Origin of the sequence: Vibrio sp. 10N.222.46.A1, assembly GCF_041473595.1 — a bacterium.
GTDB lineage: Bacteria > Pseudomonadota > Gammaproteobacteria > Enterobacterales > Vibrionaceae > Vibrio > Vibrio tasmaniensis_A.
In genome coordinates, this window is the sequence record NZ_JBFRSN010000602.1 from 1 (window position 1) to 4,693 (window position 4,693).

At 45.6% G+C, this 4,693-nt stretch carries 3 protein-coding genes; 2 read left to right on the forward strand and 1 reads right to left on the reverse strand.

Going from position 1 to position 4,693, the window contains the following annotated elements; all coding sequences use genetic code 11:
• Positions 1-171 precede the first annotated feature (171 nt).
• The gene (gene mutS / locus AB4496_RS16810; RefSeq protein WP_009847635.1) at positions 172-2,733 is read right to left on the reverse strand and encodes a DNA mismatch repair protein MutS; all 2,562 of its coding nucleotides are present in this window, start codon (positions 2,731-2,733) and stop codon (positions 172-174) included.
• A 124-nt stretch (positions 2,734-2,857) separates the two neighbouring features.
• On the opposite strand from mutS, the gene pncC reads away from it, so the two are divergent.
• Positions 2,858-3,352: a nicotinamide-nucleotide amidase gene (pncC, locus tag AB4496_RS16815; protein WP_029223075.1), complete on the forward strand. Its 495-nt coding sequence runs from the start codon at positions 2,858-2,860 to the stop codon at positions 3,350-3,352.
• Between the two features lie 139 nt (positions 3,353-3,491).
• The gene (gene recA, locus AB4496_RS16820) at positions 3,492-4,532 is read left to right on the forward strand and encodes a recombinase RecA (protein ID WP_009847633.1); all 1,041 of its coding nucleotides are present in this window, start codon (positions 3,492-3,494) and stop codon (positions 4,530-4,532) included.
• Positions 4,533-4,693 lie beyond the last annotated feature (161 nt).

A 4,693-nucleotide genomic window follows, 5' to 3' on the forward strand; every position in this document is an offset into this window, starting at 1 on the left:
AACCTGTTCAACGTAGAAAACGACTAAATGAACTGATGATGTTTCTTTGAATAGAAGACAAATAAAAACGCTGACTTTAATTCAGCGTTTTTTTGTTTGTGGCTTTTGTTGTTCATGCTGCCGACTCAAGCGACAGTACAAAACGACAATAGCAACCTACTTGGAAAGAGACTAAAGTAACTTCTTCAAACGGTAGAGTTCTTCTAATGCTTGGCGAGGTGTCAGATCATCAGGATCAACATTCGCCAGTGCTTGTTCGACTTCACTTGGTTCAGGTATCAGGCTCAGTTGGTTCGCGATATCAACGCCACTTGGCTTTGATGTCGGAGAGTCGATACTCAATGCTTCTAGCTGAGTCAGCTTCGCACGTGCGTTTTTGATCACTGCTTTAGGCACGCCAGCCAATCCTGCAACCGCAAGGCCGTAAGATTTACTTGCGGCACCTTCTTGAACTGCGTGCATAAAGGCAATGCTGTCGCCATGTTCAACCGCATCTAAGTGTACGTTCGCTAAGGTTGGTATTTGGTTTGGTAGCTCAGTTAGCTCAAAGTAGTGCGTTGCAAATAGTGTCATCGCATTGATTTGATTGGCTAGCCATTCCGCACTTGCCCAAGCCAGAGACAGACCATCGTAAGTACTGGTACCACGACCGATTTCATCCATTAACACAAGGCTATTTGGTGTCGCGTTGTGCAGAATGTTTGCGGTTTCTGTCATCTCAACCATGAAGGTTGAACGACCCGAAGCTAAGTCATCGGATGCGCCAATACGAGTAAAGATACGGTCGATAGAACCAATCGTCGCGCTTTCTGCTGGAACATAACAACCGATATGAGCCATCAGCGCAATGAGTGCGGTCTGGCGCATGTAGGTCGACTTACCACCCATGTTTGGACCTGTGATGATCAGCATCTTACGTTGATCATTGAGGTCGATAGGGTTAGCAATAAACGGTTCGTCCATTACTTGTTCAACAACGGGGTGACGACCCGCCTGAATTTGTACACCAGCTGACTCAGTCATGGTTGGACGACAGTAATCAAGGGTGTCTGCGCGTTCAGCTAAGTTTTGAAGAACATCCAGTTGAGACACTGAAGAAGCAATGTTTTGTAGTCGCTCTAGATAGGGCAGTAACAAATCAAACAACTCATCCCACAACTTCTTCTCGATAGCTAGGGCTTTCGATTTAGAGCTAAGCACTTTGTCTTCATGCTCTTTTAGCTCAGGAATGATGTAACGCTCTGCATTTTTCAGCGTTTGACGGCGAACATAGTGTGGTGGCACAAGGTGGCTTTGTCCGCGGCTTACTTGAATGAAGAAACCGTGTACGTTGTTGTAGCCCACTTTAAGTGTATCGATACCATGACGTTCGCGCTCTTCTTGCTCAAGTTTATCAAGAAATTCGGTTGCGCCAGCTGCAAGGTCGCGCCATTCGTCTAACTCGGCATTGTAGCCTTCTGCAATTACACCACCGTCACGGATAACCACGGGAGGGTTCTCTTTGATCGCTCGCTCAAGTAGTTCAGAAACCTCATCCACAGGCGAGGCATATTGAGCAAGTTGAGTTAGGTATGGGTGCTTCAATTGCGTCAGTGTTTCTGCAAGTTCTGGCAAATATTCCATCGCTTGGCGAAGTCGTGCCATATCACGAGGACGAGCTGAACGAAGTGCCAATCGAGCAAGAATACGTTCGATATCCCCGATCTGTTTTAAGGTTGGCTGTAGTTCTGTGAACAGAGCTAAATCTTTCATTTCACCAATAGCATCTAGGCGCTGATCGAGTGCAGAGATATTGCGCATTGGTTGATGTAACCAGCGCTTAAGCATACGGCTACCCATTGCTGTCGCAGTGTGATCAAGTACTTCGGCAAGGGTGTTATCACTACCACCACCAAGATTTTGCGTGATCTCCAAATTACGGCGAGTCGCTGCATCGAGGATCACCGAGTGATCTTGCTTATCCATCGTCAGTGAACGGATATGTGGAAGGGCAGTACGTTGGGTATCTTTCACGTATTGGATCAAACAACCAGCCGCACATAAGCCTAGTTTCGCGCCTTCTACGCCAAAGCCAACCAGATCGCGAGTACCAAACTGCTTATTCAATTGCTGCTTCGCGGTATCTAATTCAAATTCCCATACCGGGCGGCGGCGATTGCCATTACGGCTTGCCATTAGATTTACAGGTTCGAAATCTTCAGGGAACAGTAGCTCACGAGGTGAGGTTCTCTGCAGTTCTGCCGCCATTGCTTCTTCGGTTTCCGGCTCACATAGCTGGAATCGGCCAGAAGTAATATCAAGCGTCGCGTAGCCAAATTTACCATTGTGGTGGTAAATAGAGGCAATCAGGTTATCAATGCGCTCAGAAAGCAAAGCCTCATCGGTCACGGTACCGGGTGTAACGATACGTACGACAGCACGCTCAACCGGGCCCTTTGAAGTTGCTGGATTACCAATCTGCTCACAAATCGCTACGGACTCGCCCAACTGCACTAACTTCGCAAGGTAACCTTCAACGGCGTGGTATGGAACGCCCGCCATAGGAATAGGCTCACCGTTTGAAGAGCCACGCTTGGTTAGCGAAATATCGAGGAGTTGAGAGGCTTTTTTAGCATCATCGTAGAAAAGCTCGTAGAAATCGCCCATGCGGTAGAACAGCAGAATTTCTGGATTTTCTGCTTTTAGCTTTAGGTACTGCTGCATCATGGGAGTATGTTTTTGATCGGCTTTCACAGTTAACTTCTTTCGTTTATTTCTATTGCGGCTTAGGATACGTGAAAGCGTTTCGTGCGAAAAGCGACACATGCGAAAAGATGCGAATCCGAATGATATGACAGTAGATAAAGGGAAGTTGATGATGCAGATGACTCAAGATCTTAGTGAACAGCTTGGACACTTACTCGCTAAACATAAACACGTTTTAGTGACGGCTGAATCTTGCACTGGCGGTGGGGTTGCTAGCGCGGTGACGGATATCGCAGGGAGCTCTGGTTGGTTTGATCGTGCATTTGTTACTTATAGCAATGAAGCGAAGCAAGAGATGATCGGCGTACAGCTTAAAACCTTAGTTGAGTTCGGTGCGGTGAGTGAGCCTGTCGTAATAGAAATGGCGAGCGGGGCATTGCAACATTCAAATGGGACTATCTCTGTATCGATCAGTGGTATTGCTGGCCCAGGTGGCGCGACCGAAGATAAGCCTGTTGGAACGGTATGTTTCGCTTGGAAAGCACTAAACGGTTGGGATAAAGTAGAAACGCATGTATTTACAGGCGACAGATCACAAGTACGCCAACAAGCCACGCACCATGCCCTACAAGTTATTTATGATTACCTATCAATGGAAGGTAAGTAACATTTGTACAAATTATTTTCACACAGGTATAGACACTGTATGAATCAACAGTATAATAAAAGCCAATTAGTCACCCCTATGTGGGTTAGAAATAGATTCTAGATCGCTTGTTAAGACAACCGATTATGTGGAGATAGTAATGGACGAGAATAAACAAAAAGCGTTAGCCGCAGCCCTTGGTCAGATTGAAAAGCAATTTGGTAAAGGTTCAATCATGCGTCTTGGTGATAACCGCACAATGGACGTAGAAACTATTTCTACAGGTTCTCTATCTCTAGATATCGCACTAGGTGCTGGTGGCCTACCGATGGGACGTATCGTAGAAGTTTACGGTCCAGAATCATCAGGTAAAACAACGTTAACGCTTGAGCTTATTGCTGCAGCACAGAAAGTGGGCAAAACGTGTGCATTCGTCGATGCCGAGCACGCACTAGACCCTATCTACGCTCAAAAGTTGGGTGTTGATATCGACGCTTTGCTTGTGTCTCAACCAGATACAGGCGAACAAGCTCTAGAAATTTGTGATGCACTGGCTCGTTCAGGTGCTATCGATGTTCTTGTTATTGACTCAGTAGCAGCACTAACACCTAAAGCAGAAATCGAAGGCGAAATGGGCGATAGCCACATGGGTCTTCAAGCACGTATGCTTTCTCAAGCAATGCGTAAGCTAACAGGTAACCTTAAGCAGTCTAACTGTATGGCTATCTTCATTAACCAAATTCGTATGAAAATTGGTGTGATGTTTGGTAACCCTGAAACAACAACAGGTGGTAACGCACTTAAGTTCTACGCATCTGTTCGTCTTGATATTCGCCGTACTGGCGCGATTAAAGATGGTGATGAAGTTGTTGGTAACGAAACTCGTATCAAGGTTGTTAAGAACAAGATTGCTGCACCATTCAAACAAGCTGAAACTCAAATCCTTTACGGAAAGGGCTTCAACCGCGAAGGTGAGCTTATCGACTTAGGTGTTAAGAATAAGCTAGTAGAAAAAGCAGGCGCTTGGTACAGCTACAAAGGCGACAAGATCGGCCAAGGTAAAGCTAACGCTGGTAAATACCTGCGTGAAAACCCAGAAGTTGCTCTAGAAATTGATACTAAACTTCGTGAGTTACTGCTAACTCCTGCTGTGCTTGAAGAGAAAGGTGCAGAGAAGGAAGAAGAAAACGAAGAGCTATAAGCTAACGTTTTGTTAAGTCACCTTCATAAGAAAGCATGACTTTGAAAGATTTTAAAGCCTCGAATTTTCGAGGCTTTATTGTTTCAGTCGTAAAAATGTAAGGTATTTGAATGTTTAGAGGAAAGTGACGGTGGTTGCTCTAGATCTGTCTCTTATACACA

Excerpts from the sequence above, each read along its gene's own strand:
- pncC (WP_029223075.1), top strand. The coding sequence starts at position 2,858 with ATGCAGATGACTCAAGATCTTAGTGAACAGCTTGGACACTTACTCGCT.
- recA (WP_009847633.1), top strand. The coding sequence starts at position 3,492 with ATGGACGAGAATAAACAAAAAGCGTTAGCCGCAGCCCTTGGTCAGATT.